General features: G+C 69.8%; 12 protein-coding genes. 6 read left to right on the forward strand and 6 right to left on the reverse strand.

All coding sequences use genetic code 11. The features are described from left to right. Positions 1-39: 39 nt before the first annotated feature. Positions 40-840: a gamma-glutamyl-gamma-aminobutyrate hydrolase family protein gene (locus DD542_RS17650; RefSeq protein WP_079366558.1), complete on the reverse strand. Its 801-nt coding sequence runs from the start codon at positions 838-840 to the stop codon at positions 40-42. A 111-nt stretch (positions 841-951) separates the two neighbouring features. Here DD542_RS17650 and DD542_RS17655 point away from each other — a divergent pair, with 111 nt between their 5' ends. Then, positions 952-2,442 (forward strand): PLP-dependent aminotransferase family protein, encoded by a 1,491-nt coding sequence (locus DD542_RS17655; protein WP_127806530.1) that lies wholly within the window; start codon positions 952-954, stop codon positions 2,440-2,442. 12 nt (positions 2,443-2,454) lie between these two features. On the opposite strand, the gene DD542_RS17660 is transcribed toward DD542_RS17655, so the two are convergent. Both DD542_RS17660 and speB read right to left on the reverse strand, forming a co-directional pair. Continuing rightward, positions 2,455-3,768, reverse strand: a complete 1,314-nt coding sequence (locus DD542_RS17660) for an FAD-binding oxidoreductase (RefSeq protein WP_127806531.1) — start codon at positions 3,766-3,768, stop codon at positions 2,455-2,457. Between the two features lie 2 nt (positions 3,769-3,770). Further along, entirely contained in the window at positions 3,771-4,688 is a 918-nt protein-coding gene (speB, locus tag DD542_RS17665) for an agmatinase (protein ID WP_127806532.1), read from the reverse strand. A gap of 177 nt (positions 4,689-4,865) precedes the next feature. On the opposite strand from speB, the gene gstA reads away from it, so the two are divergent. Beyond that, positions 4,866-5,477: a glutathione transferase GstA gene (gstA, locus tag DD542_RS17670; protein ID WP_127806533.1), complete on the forward strand. Its 612-nt coding sequence runs from the start codon at positions 4,866-4,868 to the stop codon at positions 5,475-5,477. 3 nt (positions 5,478-5,480) lie between these two features. Here the strand turns inward: gstA and DD542_RS17675 are convergent, their stop codons facing one another. Both DD542_RS17675 and DD542_RS17680 read right to left on the reverse strand, forming a co-directional pair. After that, positions 5,481-6,698: a YbfB/YjiJ family MFS transporter gene (locus DD542_RS17675; RefSeq protein WP_127806534.1), complete on the reverse strand. Its 1,218-nt coding sequence runs from the start codon at positions 6,696-6,698 to the stop codon at positions 5,481-5,483. 150 nt (positions 6,699-6,848) lie between these two features. Then, positions 6,849-7,442, reverse strand: a complete 594-nt coding sequence (locus tag DD542_RS17680; RefSeq protein ID WP_127806535.1) for a hemerythrin domain-containing protein — start codon at positions 7,440-7,442, stop codon at positions 6,849-6,851. Positions 7,443-7,662: 220 nt separating this feature from the next. Here DD542_RS17680 and DD542_RS17685 point away from each other — a divergent pair, with 220 nt between their 5' ends. Further along, positions 7,663-8,097: a lysozyme inhibitor LprI family protein gene (locus DD542_RS17685; protein ID WP_164868422.1), complete on the forward strand. Its 435-nt coding sequence runs from the start codon at positions 7,663-7,665 to the stop codon at positions 8,095-8,097. A gap of 261 nt (positions 8,098-8,358) precedes the next feature. Continuing rightward, positions 8,359-9,561 carry a peptidoglycan-binding domain-containing protein gene (locus DD542_RS17690; RefSeq protein WP_164868423.1) on the forward strand — a complete coding sequence of 401 codons (1,203 nt, stop codon included), beginning with the start codon at positions 8,359-8,361 and terminating at the stop codon, positions 9,559-9,561. 15 nt (positions 9,562-9,576) lie between these two features. On the opposite strand, the gene DD542_RS17695 is transcribed toward DD542_RS17690, so the two are convergent. Then, positions 9,577-11,859, reverse strand: coding sequence for a heavy metal translocating P-type ATPase (locus DD542_RS17695; RefSeq protein ID WP_164868424.1), 2,283 nt, complete (start codon positions 11,857-11,859; stop codon positions 9,577-9,579). Positions 11,860-12,075: 216 nt separating this feature from the next. Here DD542_RS17695 and DD542_RS17700 point away from each other — a divergent pair, with 216 nt between their 5' ends. Continuing rightward, entirely contained in the window at positions 12,076-12,276 is a 201-nt protein-coding gene (locus DD542_RS17700; protein WP_066152097.1) for a cation transporter, read from the forward strand. Continuing rightward, complete coding sequence (gene cueR, locus DD542_RS17705) at positions 12,273-12,734, forward strand: Cu(I)-responsive transcriptional regulator (protein WP_127806536.1); 462 nt, start codon at positions 12,273-12,275, stop codon at positions 12,732-12,734. The genes DD542_RS17700 and cueR overlap by 4 nt, the downstream gene beginning before the upstream one ends. Positions 12,735-12,817: the final 83 nt, after the last annotated feature.

Consider the following 12,817-nt stretch of genomic DNA (forward strand, 5'->3'; position numbering starts at 1 on the left):
TCTGTGTTGATTCTGTCGGGCCGGACCGTCTCGAGACCGTCAGGCCGGTGTGTGTCGCGCCAGGTCGGCGGCCTGCAGCCGCAGGCTGCGGCGCTGCCGGCAGGCCTTGCCGAAGGCCTGGAAGATGGCGGTGTAGAAGGGGTTTTCCCAGCAGCGCCATTCGGGGTGGAACTGCACCGCGTAGGCAAACGTGCGGGCGCCCTGCACCGCCACCGCCTCCACCTGGCCGTCGGGCGCGTGGGCCAGCGCGTCCAGCCCGGGGGCGAGCTTGCTGATGCCCTGGCCGTGCAGCGAATTGACCATCACCTCGGGGCCGCCGGCCCAGGTCTCGAACACGCTGCCCGGCACCAGCCGGATCGGGTGGCTGGGTGCGTACTGCACCTCGAACGGCGCGGTCTTGGACTCGCGGTGGTCCATCCGGCCGGGCACCTCGTGCACCCGCTGGTGCAGCGTGCCGCCCAGGGCCACATTGATCTCCTGGAAGCCGCGGCAGATGCCCAGCAGCGGCACGCCCTCGTGCACGCAGGCCTTGATCAGCGCCAGCGTCAGCGAGTCGCGCACCGGGTCCAGCGGCAGGCTGGGATCGGCCACGTCCTCGTCAAAATGGGAAGGGTGCACATTGGAGGGTGAGCCGGTCAGCATCACGCCGTCGACCAGCGGCAGCAGCTCGGGAATCTGCCCGGCGTCGGCCAGCGGGAACATGACCGGCTGGCACTCGGCGCCGACCTTGACGGCCCGGGCGTACTTGTCGCCCAGCAGCAGGAAGGGCATCTGGTGGCCGTGGTCGCCCATGAGGCGGTGGTCGGCCGGCAGCCAGACCATGCAGGGTGATGAATTCATGGCTTTGAAGCTCCAGACTTGATTGTGGCGAGGCAATTGGATCACAATCAGGGCCATTTGTTAAAACAAGATGGTGCCATTTGACCGCTGTCATGGCCCGCCCACACCCGCATGCTGTCCGAATTCCTCCTCGCCGAAATGCACCGCCTGGGCGCGCAGGACGCGCTGCCGCTGCACCGCCAGCTCTACGAGGCGCTGCGCCGCGCCATGCTCGACGGCAAGCTCGGCCCGGGCGAGCGCCTGCCCTCCAGCCGCGACCTGGCGCAGGACCTGAACCTCTCGCGCAACACGGTGGTGGCAGCCATCAACCAGCTCTCGGTGGAGGGCTATCTGGTCAGCCGGGTCGGCAGCGGCACCTATGTGAACGACAGCGTGCCACGCGCCACGCCCGGCCGCCATCCGGGCCTCACGGGCGTGCGCAGCCCCGCCCCGGCGCCCCGCATGTCGGCGCGCGGCCAGGCCCTGGCCACCCGCTTCTGCGCCACCGAACTGGAGGTCCAGCCCTTCACGCCCGGCATCGCCGACTTCAGCGCCTTCCCGCTCACGCTCTGGCAGCGGCTGCAGAACAAACACTGGCGCATGACCTACCCGGACATGCTGGACTACAACAGCTCGGGCGGCTATGCGCCGCTGCGCCGGGCCATCGCCGACTACCTGCGCGTGTTCCGCAGCGTGCAGCTGGACGCCGACCAGGTCATCGTCACCACCGGCACCCAGCAGTCGCTCGAACTCTGCGCCCGCCTGCTGGCCGACCACGGCGACACCGTCTGGGTGGAAGACCCGGCCTACTGGGGCGCGGTCAAGGCCTTCATGGCCACCGGCCTGGACCTGCACCCGGTGCCGGTGGACGACGAGGGCATCCGGCCGTCGGCGGCCGACGACGCCAAGCCGCCGCGCCTGATCTACCTGACGCCCTCGCACCAGTACCCCAGCGGCGCAGTGATGAGCCTGCCGCGGCGCCACCAGCTGCTGTCCACCGCACGCACGCACAACGCCTGGGTGCTGGAGGACGACTACGACAGCGAGTACCGCTTCTCCGGCCCGCCGATCAGCAGCCTCGAAGGCCTGGACACCGACGGCCGCGTGCTCTACATGGGCACCTTTTCCAAGGTGCTCTACCCCGGCATCAAGCTGGGCTACCTGGTGGTGCCCAAGCCGCTGGTGGCGGCGTTCCGCCAGGCCCACTACGACCTCAACCGGCCGGGCCAGATGCCGCTGCAGGCGGCGCTGGCCGAGTTCATGGAGATGGGCCACTTCAGCAGCGCGCTGCGCCGCGCGCGCCAGACCTACGGCGAGCGCCGCCAGTGCCTGCTGGAGGCGCTCAAACCGGTGCTCGCCCCCGCCGGCCAGGAGGGCCCCTTCATCAGCGGCGCCGAACAGGGCCTGCACCTGTGCCTGCGCCTGCCGGCCCAGACCGACGACCGCGCGCTGGCCCAGCGCATCGCGCAGCAGGGTCTGACGGTGCGCCCGCTCTCGGCCTACTGCCTGGCGCGCCAGGACCTCAAGGGCCTGGTGATCGGCTACGGCTACGCGCCACTGGCGGGCATCGCGCGCGGCGGGCCGCTGCTGGCCGCCGCGGTGCAGCAGGCGCTCAAGGCCTGAGCCGCCGGCGCATCAGCCGATCACATCCTTCATGCGGTGCCAGAGCATGCCCAGCGCCAGCGTGGGCGTGCGCAGCAGCGGGCCGCCCGGAAACGCGTGGTGCTTCAGGCGCGCGAACAGGTCGAAGCGGCCGGCCTGCCCTGCCACCGCCTCGGCCACCATCTGGCCGGCCAGGCCGGTCAGCGCCACGCCGTGGCCGCTGAAGCCCTGCAGGTAGTAGAGGTTGTCGCCAAGCCGCCCGAAGTCGGGCGCGCGGTTCATGCTGATGTCGACGAAACCGCCCCAGACGTACTCCACCGGCGCAGCTTTCAGCTCGGGGAACACGGCGCCCATGCGCCGCGCCATCACGCCCTTCAGGTCGGGCGGGGTCATGGTGGTGTAGCTCACGCGGCCACCGAACAGCATCCGGTGGTCGGCGCTGAAGCGGAAGTAGTCGAGCACGAAGTTGTTGTCGCAGACCGCCGCGTTGCCGGGGATCAGGCGCTCGCACAGCGAAGGGTCCAGCGGCGCCGTGCCGACGATGTAGGTGCCCACCGGCATGATGCGCGGCGCGATCTCGGGCGCCACCGCCGGCCCGAACTCCGGCAGCATGCAGTTGCCCGCCAGCACGCCAAAGCGCGCCGTCACCTGGCCTCGGGCGGTGCGCGCCACCAGCGTGCGGCCGCGGTCCAGCCCCGTCACGGGCGAGTGCTCGTGGATGCGCACGCCCGCCGCCCGCGCCGCCTGGGCCAGGCCCAGCGCGTACTTGAGCGGGTGCAGGTGGCCCGAGGTGTTTTCGCGGAAGGCCGCCACGTAGCGCGGGCTGCGGATGAAGCGCGCCACGTCCGCGCCCTCGGCCCAGTCGCAGGCCACGCCGCGCCGGCTGTGGTCCTCGAATTCTTCGTGCAGGGCCCGCGCCTTCTTTGGCGAATCGGCGACGTAGGTGTAGCCGCGCCGCCAGTCGCAATCGATACCGTGCGCCGCGATGCGCTGCTCGATCAGTTCCACCGCCTCCACCGACAGGTCCCAGGCGCGCTGCGCGTCCGCCGCGCCCAGCTGCGCCTCGAACGGTCCCTGGCCGCTGGCGTAGCCGACGATGGCCTGGCCACCGTTGCGGCCGCTAGCGCCCGAGCCGATGCGGTCGGCCTCCAGCAGCACCACGCTCAACCCCTTCTGCCGCAACCCCAGCGCCGCCGACAGCCCGGCGAACCCGCTGCCCACCACCACCACGTCGGCCTCGACCGCCCCTTCCAGCGGCGCACAGGCCGCCGGCCGGACCACGCTGGCCTCGTAGTAGCTCTTCTGGTTGAGCTGGGTGTCGGAGCCGGTGAGAGATCGCGCGAACATGGTCAACGTTTTGCGACCTGGCCGCAGAGGTAGCTCCACACGAAGGTGGCGGCCGCGTTGGTGGTGAGTTCGGCGTGGTCGTAGGCCGGCGCGACCTCGACGCAGTCCATGCCCACCCAGTTCAGCCCGGCCAGTTCCTCGATGAAGGTCAGCACCTGGGCGCTGGTCAGGCCGCCCGGTTCGGGTGTGCCGGTGCCTGGCGCAAAGGCCGGGTCCAGCACGTCGATGTCCAGCGTGAGGTAACAGGGCCGGTCGCCGATGCGCTCGCGGATCGCTGCCAGCACGGGACCCAGCGCCGCGCCGTCCAGACCACGCAGCGCCCGCGCCGTGAAGATCTGCCCGCCCTGGTCGGCCACGTACTCGCGCGCGGCGCGCACGCCGGCCGATCGGATGCCGATCTGCACCGTGTGTTCGGCGCTGATCAGGCCCTCCTGGATCGCCTCATAGGTCCAGGTGCCGTGGCCCGAAGGCTCGCCGAAGTGGTCCGTCCAGGTGTCGCAGTGGGCGTCGAAGTGCACGCAGGCCAGGGCCTCGCCGTGGCGCGCCTTGGCGGCGCGCAGCAGCGACAGCGTGACCGAGTGGTCGCCGCCGAGGAACACGCAGTGGTGCTTCGCCATCAGCTCGGCCGCCTGCCGCTCGATGTGCGCGCGCACCTCGGGCAGCGGCGAGGCGTTGGGCAGGCGCATGTCCAGCGCGTCGCCCAGCAGCTCCAGCGGCGAGACGTCGAACACCGGGTGGATGCCGTCGCACAGCATCAGGCTGGCGGCGCGGATCGCCTGCGGACCGAAGCGGGCCCCAGGCCGGTTGGTCACCACACCGTCGTAGGGCACGCCCGAGATGGCGAAGGGCTGGTCCGCCAGCGGTTCGCAGGCGAGAAAGCGGTTGGTGTTGACGGCGAAGGCGAATTGACCGGTGGCCATGGCTTGGAGGAAGTGGCGGGCGGCAAGGGCCCAAGTGGCTCGAAAGATACATTGATACGTTCAACTTGACAGATCCACTTGAGGCCCTGCGCGTCGGGCCAGGCCCGCGCCCTGCAGAAATTCCGGCGGCCCGATAGCATCACCCGCTTTCGTCGTTCATCCCCCAAGGAGACTCCCATGCTCAAGCTCTACTACTCGCCCGGCGCCTGCTCGCTTTCGCCCCACATCGTGCTGCACGAGTCCGGCCAGCCCTTCGAGGCCATCCCGGCCCCGACCAAGACCCACCAGCTGCCCGACGGCACCGACTACTACACCATCAACCCGCTGGGCTATGTGCCGCTGCTGGTGATGGCCGACGGCGAGAAGCTGCGCGAAGGCCCGGTCATCGTCCAGTACATCGCCGACCAGGCGCCCGAGAAGAACCTCGCCCCGGCCTACGGCACCCTGGGCCGCTACCGCCTGATGGAGTGGCTGACCTTCATCGGCACCGAGCTGCACAAGAGCTTCTCGCCCCTGTTCAACCCGGCCATGCCCGCCGAAGCCAAGCAGTCCTTCAAGGACCGCCTGGAGCAGCGCCTGGCCTGGGTCGACGGCGAACTGGCCGGCAAGCAGTACCTGCTGGGTGACGCCTTCAGCGTGGCCGACGCCTACCTGTTCACCGTCACCAACTGGGCCGCCTTCGTCGGCGTGGACATCAGCGGCCTGGCCAACCTGAATGCCTACCGGGCCCGCGTGGGTGCCCGCCCGGCGGTGCAGGCAGCCCTCAAGGCCGAGGGTCTGGCCAAATAAACCTCAGAGGGCACGCTGTCGCAAGGCCAGCAGTGCGCCCAGCCACAGCGCGCCGGCCGAGAACACCAGGCCGCGCGCCAGGCCCCCGGGGCCGTCGGCGATGACGCCGACCACCGTGGGGCCGACGATCTGCCCGGCCGCGAAGGTCACGGTGAAGGCGCTGATGCCTGCCGCCCACTGCGTCGGCGGCAGGTTGTGGCGCACCAGGGCCGTGGTGCTGGCCACCACCGACAGGAACACCGCGCCGAACAGCAGCCCCGAGGCCAGCAGCAGCGGCCAGGCGGTGGTGAGTGCCGGCACGATGGCGGCCACCCCCAGCAGCGCGTTCAGCCGCGCCAGCGGCTGGCCGTCGCGGTGGCGGTCCAGCAGGCCGGCCCAGATGCGCGAGGACGCGATCACCGCCAGGCCCAGCAGCGCGTAGAAGGTGGACACCGCCGCCGCGCTGGCGCCCTGCTCGCGCAGCAGCGCGATCACGAAAGTCATGTAGCCGATGTAGCCGATGCCGAAGCCCATGTAACCCAGCAGGCCGAAGGCAAAGTCGCGCCAGCGGAAGGGGCGCAGCGACACCGTGGACCCGGCGGCACCGCTGGCGGCCTGCGGCGGCGTGGCCTCCAGCCGGTCCAGCACGCGGGCCGGCCAGACCATCAGCGCCGTGGCGCCCGCGCACAGCAGCGCCATCGCCCACCAGCCCCAGGACCAGGCGTGCGGCCGTCCCTGCGCCATGTCCAGCACCAGCGGCACCCCCAGCGCCGACAGCGCGATGCCGATGCCCGTGCCCCCGTAGTACAGGCCCAGCAGCAGGCCGCTGCGCTGTGGCTGCCGCGTCCCCAGCCGCGCCGCCAGCAGGCCACCGGTGCTGAACACCAGGCCGCTGGCCACACCCGCCAGCAGCCGCTGCAGCAGCAGCGCCGCGGCACTGGTGAAAAAGCCGCTGGCCGCCATGAACAGCGTGGCCAGCACGGCCCCGACCACGAACAGCCGGCTGGGCGACGTGCGCTGCAGCAGCCGGGCCATGGCCATCGCGCCGAGCAGGTAGCCCACGGCGTTGGCCGTGTTCATCGACCCGGCCAGCGCATAGCTCCAGCCCAGGTCCTCGCGCATCGGTGGCAGCAGCAGCCCGTAGGCAAAGCGTGTGATGCCCAGCGACACCGCCGCACCGAGCGAGAGCGCCAGGGCCAGGCGCCCATAGGGAATGGGGTCGTGAGGCAAGGAAAGAGGCATCCGCCCATTGTGGCGCGCCAAGGCAGCCGCGACCCGCGCAGCGGTGGGGCGTGGGGGCTCCGAATTCAGCGCAGGGCCGCTCCCAAGCTGAATTCGCGCCCCCTCGGGGGGCAGCGACCCGCGTCAGCGGCGGAGCGTGGGGGCCATGCCTTACCCGCCGAGACCGACCGGCGCCGGCGCCTTCATCACGATGCGGGTGAACAGGCGGTCGAACTGCGGGTCGCGCGGAATGCGGCCGTTCAGCGGGTCCTGGTTGGTCGCGAAGGCGGCGTTGAGCGCGTGCCAGTCGGTTTCGGTGAGGTGGCGCTCGGCCTCCGGCAGGATCACGGTCTCTTCCAGCCGCATGTGCTCCAGATAGAAGTCGACATAGCGCGTGACCTCGTCGACGAAGGCCGCCCGGCGCCCGTCGCCCAGCAACTCCCAGGCCACCAGCATGTGCATGAGTTCGCGCACCCGGGGCTCGCCGCGCAGGTGGTCGCGCTCCAGCTGGTCGATGGTGGCCATGGTGTGCGGCGCGGCCTTGACCACGCGCGGGAACAGCAGGTCCGACTCCTTGGGGTGGTGGTGACGTTCGGGAAACTCGTCGATGTAGAACAGCATCGCGCGCAGCACATCAAAAAAGCGGCTGGAATCGTCCAGGCCGTTGACCTCGGGCCCGCGCCGCACCAGCTGCATCAGCGACTGCAGCATGGCTGCCAGGGTGGCGTGTTCTTCGCGAATGACGCGCAGGGCTTCGTGGGTCATGGGTGTTGTCTCCGGCTGTGCATAGCCGACCGTCCGGTCGGCGAATGGTTCCCCGAATATGGCGGAACCGGGTGCCAGGGGGTTTGATACATGTCAAGCCTCGCGGGGCGGCACCCGCCGAAGGGGGTGGGTCTTACAAGTCGTTGCATACCAAAGTGCTAGCATTTTTGGGGTTCCCGGGCCTTGCCTGGTTCTGTCCACCGCTGTCACACCACCCACCATGAAACCCATCCGAATCGCCCTCCTCGCCCTGTCCCTGGGCGCCGCCAGCTGCGCCACCACCGCCAGCGAAACCCCGGAAGCCCCGCCCCCGCTCGGGCTGCTGGAAAGCAAGACCTACCTGGACTGTATGAAGAAGGCCAACGGGCGCGTGGAGCAGGCGCCGTGCATCCAGAAAGAGCTGGCCTGGCAGAAGGATCAGCTGAACCAGTTGTACGAAGCCCTGGCCAGACAGCTGAACGAGTCGCAGCGGGCCGAGCTGACGAAGTCCCAGAACGCATGGAAGACGTTCATCGAACAGGAAGGCACCCTGGCACAGAGCGTCTACGACCCGCAGGGACTGGACATGGGAGTCGATGAGAACGAAATCCGCTGGACCGCACAGCGTCGCCAGCAGCTGCAACGCCACCTGACCATCACCAGGCTCGGCAAATAAGCACCACGGTCCAGAGAGACCGATTCAGGGGGAAAGACAATGAAACACATCGATATCAATGACGCGGCACAACGTGCCGGAGCGGTGTACTTCGTCGTGGGACGAGGCACCGAAGGAGGCCCTGCCTCGTACCGCTTGAGCGTCGCCGGGGTGGGCCCCCAGGAATGGGGAACCGTCTCTGCCGTAGCAGCGAACAGTGGTTATTCGCTCGGGTCCATCCAGGTCGACCTCGGGCAGCGTGGCACCTGGCCATTGGGAGCCGTGAACGGCAGGTCTCTCCTGCCCGGAGAGACCACCTATGTGGATGCGGTGATCACCCAGACTTCGGCCTATGCCCGTACCCACCAGCTGCCCTTCCCCGACGACAGGGCCGGCCTCGCTGAACTGAGAAGCGATCTGCTCAGTCATGGCAACGGCCAGCGGAACCGACCTTCCATTCGGTTCATCTCCGCCGAGCACCGGGACACCTTCAACGCCTGGGCGGGTTCAGATGCAGGAAAGCAGTGGATTCACAGAAACATCGACTTTCCACAGGTCCAGGCGGTGGCCGACGCAGCCAAGGAGGTCATCGACCAGCATGGCCAACACATTCCGGAACAGCGCCGCTTCGAGGTGCTGTGCATCCTCGCAAAGAACGCCAACCAGCACCCTGCCTCGTACCGGGAACTGGTCGGTTCGTTGAAGGGGGGAGCGGACTATGAGAGGTTCATGAACAAAGTGGCCGAACTGAACGGTTCGGTGCCCAACTACGACGCGGACAAAGCCGGCGAACTCGCCCGCCAGTACCAGGAGAACTTCCAGAAACCCGGCAACGCGCTGGCGATGGAAGCCGCGCACCGCCAGGTGGCCAGCGACCGCTACCGCCCTTCCGAAGAACGCCACATCCCCGAGATCCAGACCGCCCTCGCCGCCTACCGGCGCGATGTCAACGACCCGTCGGTGCTCGACCGCGGGGACCAGGGCAACGAGGTCCGGCTGCTGCAGCAGGCCTTGCAGCGCAACGGCAAGTCCCTCAAGGACGACAGCGATTTCGGCGCGGGCACCGAGCGCCTGCTCACCGAGTTCCAGCGCGAACACCGGCTCGCCCCGACCGGCTTTGGCGACCACCCCACCCTGCAGGCGCTGGGCATTGCGCCGGCGCTGGACGCCACCAGCTCGGCCTCCCTGCAGCGCATGGTGGACGGCCTGCGCACGGGTGGCCGGTTCAGCGGCGACCAGATCGACCGCATCGCCGAGTCGTCGCACCACTACCTGCTGGAGCACCGCGCCGCGCTGGGCGAGGTCACCCGCGTCCAGCTGCGCAACGACGGGCAGAAGATCCTGTTCCAGAACGGCTTCAGCCAGATGCGCGAACTGGACACCCGGCAGGCGCTCGACGGCTACCGGCCCGCACAGCCCCTGGTGGAGGCGCCGGCCACTCCTGTGCAGGCGCCCGAACGCACGGCCGACGCCGTGCGGCAGTGACCGTCCGCCACCGCCTCAGCGCCCGGGCTTCCAGCGCTTGAGCAGCAGCGCGTTGCTCACCACGCTGACCGAACTGAGCGCCATCGCCGCGCCGGCCAGCACCGGGCTCAGGTAGCCCAGCGCCGCCAGCGGGATGCCGGCCGCGTTGTAGGCGAAGGCCCAGAACAGGTTCTGCCGGATCTTGCTCACCGTGCGGCGCGAGATGTCCAGCGCCGCCGGGACCATCGCCGGGTCGCCGCGCATCAGGGTGATGCCGGCCGCGTGCATGGCCACGTCGGACCCGCCTTCGCGGCTGCCCATGGCGATGCCCACGTCGGCGGCGGCCAGGGCCGGCGCGTCGTTGACCCCGTCGCCCACCATGGCCACGGTGTGTGTGTGACCGGCCCCCGCTTCTTCGCGCAGGCGTTTGACGATATCCGCCTTGTCGCCCGGCAGCACCTCGGCGATCACCGCACCGCCGTCCACATCCATGCCCAGCCGCCGCGCCATGGCCTCGGCCGCGCCGCGGTTGTCGCCCGAGACCATGTAGGTCTTCAACCCCTGGGCCTTGAGCGCCGCCAGCGCCCCGGCCGCACCGGGCTTGGGCTCGTCGCCGAAGGCCAGCAGGGCCAGGGCCGACCAGGGCTGGTCCTCGCCCGCACGGCTGGCCAGCAGCGACACCGTGGCGCCATCGGCCTGGTGCCGGTGCACCGACAGCGCCAGCGGCCCCAGCGGCACACCCAGTTCGTCCATCCAGCGCAGGCTGCCCAGCGCCAGGGTCACGCCCTTGATCTGCCCCAGCGTGCCGCGGCCGGTCACCGCCTGCACCTCCCGGGCCGCGTCGGCGGCCACCACCAGGCCGCGCGCCGTGGCCGCCTCCAGCACCGCATGCGCCAGCGGGTGGGCACTCTGCGCCTGCAGCGCCGCCGCCGCGCCCAGCACCGCCTCCTCGTCGGCCCCGGACACTGCCTCGATCAGCAGCAGGCGCGGTTTTCCCACCGTCAGCGTGCCGGTCTTGTCGAAGGCCACGGTGTCCACCTTGTGCGCGATCTCCAGCGCCTGTGCGTCCTTGATCAGGATGCCGTGGCGCGCCGCCACGCCGGTGCCCGCCATGATGGCCGCGGGCGTCGCCAAGCCCAGCGCACAGGGGCAGGCGATCACCAGCACCGCCACCGCGTGCAGCAGGGCGTCCTCCATCGGCGCGCCGGTCCAGAGCCAGCCCGCCAGCGTGACCAGCGCGATCACCAGCACCACCGGCACGAACACCGCCGCCACCTGGTCCACCATGCGCTGCACCGGCGCCTTGCCGGCCTGCGCGTCCTGCACCAGGGCAATGATGTGGGCCAGCACGCTCTGCGCGCCCACCGCCTTCACCCGGATCTCGACCGAGCCCTCGCCGTTGAGCGAGCCGCCGGTGATGCGGTCGCCCGGGCGCTTGGGCACGGGCATCGCCTCGCCGGTCAGCATGGATTCGTCGGCCTGGGTCTCGCCCAGCAGCAGCTCGCCGTCGGCCGGAAAACGTTCGCCGGGCAGCACGCGCACGATGTCGCCCGCCAGCAGTTCGTCCACCGGCACATCGCTCATCTCGGTGCGCTTGACGCCATCGGGCACCAGATGGGCCCTTTCCGGCCGCAGCGCGTGCAGCGCGCGAATCGCGTCGGTGGTCTGGCGCTTGGCGCGCGCCTCCAGCCACTTGCCCAGCAGCACCAGGGTGATCACCACCGCGCCGCCCTCGTAGTAGAGGTGCACCATCTCGCCAGGTTCGGCCTTGAACCACAGCCAGGTGGACAGCGCCCAGGCTGCCGTGGTGCCGATGGCCACCAGCAGCTCCATGTTGCCGGTCAGGGCCTTGAGCGCGTGCCAGCCGGCCTTGTAGAAGCGCGCGCCCAGCCAGAACTGCACCGGCGTTGCCAGCAGGAACTGGATCCAGGCCGGCAGCATCCAGTGTTTGCCGAACAGGTCGCCCACCATGGGCAGGGCCAGCGGCGCCGACAGCAGCGCGCCGATCACCACCGGCCAGAGGTCCGCCGGCAGCCCCCAGAGACGATCCTGTTCCACCTCGGGCGCGTCCATGGCCCGCGGCTCGTAGCCCGCATCGCGCACCGCGCGCCGCATCAGCGCCGCGGCGTGGGTGGCGTCGCTGCCGCGGTAGACGATGCGCGCCGACTCGGTCGCCAGGTTCACCGTCGCCGCCTCCACGCCCGGGTGTTTGCGCAAGGCCTTCTCCACGCGCGAGACGCAGGAGGCGCAGGTCATGCCACCGATGCCCAGGTCGATCTGGCAGGTGTCGTCGGAAATAGCAGCAACAGGGGTGTTCATGGTTTTTGTTCAAGCACTTGCCGTGGAACCGGCTCTGCCGGGCCACTGGCAAGGTCCCCAAGGGGGAAGACGCGAAGCGGCGCAGGGGGAACCCGTTTATAAGCTTTCCCACCATGGGAAGGTCAAGCCACAAGGTGTATCGTCTGCTCACCAATTGCTTGACCTTAACACCGTGTCAAGCCTGAAGATGATGCCTTTCAACCCTGGAGCCACTCCATGAGCCAACAGACCTTCACCGTGCAGGGCATGACCTGCGGCCACTGCGAACGCGCCGTGCAGACGGCCATCAAGACCCTGGACCCGCAGGCCGAGGTCAAGATCGACCGCGCGCAGAACCTCGTCGAGGTGAACACCGCCCAGCCGCGCGAAGCGGTGGCGGCCGCCATCCGGGAAGAGGGATACCAGGTCGCCGCATGAAATCCGATCCGGCCGGCACTCCGGTGTCGGACAGCGACACCGCCCAGGACGCGACCATCCGCTGGCCGGTCAGCATCGGCACCGCCGCGCAGCTCTCGGGCATCTCGCCCAAGATGCTGCGCCACTACGAGTCGCTGGGCCTGCTGGGCGCGGTGGCGCGCACCGGCAGCAACTACCGCCAGTACAGCCTGGCCGATGTGCACACGCTGCGCTTCATCCGCCGCGCGCGCGACATGGGCTTCGGGCTGGACGCCATCACCGAGCTGGTGAGCCTGTGGCACAACCGGCGGCGCAGCAGCGCCAGCGTCAAGCGCATTGCCCAGAAACACCACGACGATCTGGCCCAGCGCATCGAGGCGCTGCAGGCCATGCAGCGCAGCCTGCACACCCTGCTGTGCCACTGCCCCGGCGACGAGCGGCCCGACTGCCCGATCCTGGACGACCTGGCCCATCCTTGACGAGGATCAAACCCCCTGCTCCCCAGCGCGCCGGTACTGGAACAAATCTTTACCGGACAGCATCACAAGGGCAGACAACGGTA

The sequence above is a fragment of the Hydrogenophaga sp. NH-16 genome, from assembly GCF_004006415.1.
In the GTDB taxonomy this organism is placed as follows: Bacteria; Pseudomonadota; Gammaproteobacteria; order Burkholderiales; family Burkholderiaceae_C; genus Hydrogenophaga; species Hydrogenophaga pseudoflava.

Bases quoted from the DNA above. Each gene is read 5' to 3' on its own strand.
- DD542_RS17695 (WP_164868424.1), bottom strand. From the start codon at position 11,859: ATGAACACCCCTGTTGCTGCTATTTCCGACGACACCTGCCAGATCGAC.
- DD542_RS17680 (WP_127806535.1), bottom strand. From the start codon at position 7,442: ATGACCCACGAAGCCCTGCGCGTCATTCGCGAAGAACACGCCACCCTG.
- cueR (WP_127806536.1), top strand. From the start codon at position 12,273: ATGAAATCCGATCCGGCCGGCACTCCGGTGTCGGACAGCGACACCGCC.
- DD542_RS17675 (WP_127806534.1), bottom strand. From the start codon at position 6,698: ATGCCTCTTTCCTTGCCTCACGACCCCATTCCCTATGGGCGCCTGGCC.
- DD542_RS17700 (WP_066152097.1), top strand. From the start codon at position 12,076: ATGAGCCAACAGACCTTCACCGTGCAGGGCATGACCTGCGGCCACTGC.
- DD542_RS17685 (WP_164868422.1), top strand. From the start codon at position 7,663: ATGAAACCCATCCGAATCGCCCTCCTCGCCCTGTCCCTGGGCGCCGCC.
- gstA (WP_127806533.1), top strand. From the start codon at position 4,866: ATGCTCAAGCTCTACTACTCGCCCGGCGCCTGCTCGCTTTCGCCCCAC.
- DD542_RS17655 (WP_127806530.1), top strand. From the start codon at position 952: ATGCTGTCCGAATTCCTCCTCGCCGAAATGCACCGCCTGGGCGCGCAG.
- DD542_RS17650 (WP_079366558.1), bottom strand. From the start codon at position 840: ATGAATTCATCACCCTGCATGGTCTGGCTGCCGGCCGACCACCGCCTC.
- speB (WP_127806532.1), bottom strand. From the start codon at position 4,688: ATGGCCACCGGTCAATTCGCCTTCGCCGTCAACACCAACCGCTTTCTC.
- DD542_RS17660 (WP_127806531.1), bottom strand. From the start codon at position 3,768: ATGTTCGCGCGATCTCTCACCGGCTCCGACACCCAGCTCAACCAGAAG.